We start from the raw sequence: 548 nt of genomic DNA, 5'->3' as shown, positions 1-548 counted from the left end.
GGAAGGACGCCACCTGTGAGTAGTTCCATTCCGGAGCCGGCTCCGACTGCCGCGCATGTGAAGGCGGACAACGCGTCCCTGGGTGAGTTGCTCGGTGATGTCACCCGCGACCTGTCCACCCTGATGCGCCAGGAAGTCGAACTGGCCAAGGCCGAAGCGAAGCAGTCCGCCACCAAGGCAGGCAAAGGCGGCGGGATGCTCGCCGGCGCCGGCGTCGCCGGGCACTTCGTCCTGGTGTTCCTTTCCCTGGGCCTGATGTTCGCCCTGGGCGCCCTGATGCCCCTGGGCTGGGCCGCCGTCATCGTCGCCGTGATCTGGGGCATCATCGCCGCGGTCCTGGCCTCGAAGGGCCGCAAGGAACTGAAACAGATCAAGGGCATGCCCCAGACCGGCGAAACACTTTCTGAAATTCCCGAAACCCTAAAACCAGGTGAGGTAAACCGATGAGCGATAACCCGGATGCAATCCGCCAGGACATTGAAGAAACCCGTGCACGCCTGGGCACCAATGTGGACGCGGTCGCCGACAAAGTCACCCCCTCCAACATC

At 63.7% G+C, this 548-nt stretch carries 2 protein-coding genes; both read left to right on the top strand.

Going from position 1 to position 548, the window contains the following annotated elements; translation table 11 throughout:
* Positions 1 to 15: 15 nt before the first annotated feature.
* Positions 16 to 447: a phage holin family protein gene (locus tag CXQ89_RS17945; protein WP_104162207.1), complete on the top strand. Its 432-nt coding sequence runs from the start codon at positions 16 to 18 to the stop codon at positions 445 to 447.
* A partial coding sequence (locus tag CXQ89_RS17940) for a DUF3618 domain-containing protein (RefSeq protein WP_146067313.1) occupies positions 444 to 548 on the top strand: 105 nt, incomplete at its 3' end. The genes CXQ89_RS17945 and CXQ89_RS17940, both read left to right, overlap by 4 nt.

This window comes from Arthrobacter sp. ZGTC212, from assembly GCF_002929255.1.
In the GTDB taxonomy this organism is placed as follows: Bacteria; Actinomycetota; Actinomycetes; order Actinomycetales; family Micrococcaceae; genus Arthrobacter_B; species Arthrobacter_B sunyaminii.
The sequence above is the reverse complement of the archived record's forward strand: the minus strand, read 5'-3'. Positions and strand labels throughout refer to the sequence as shown.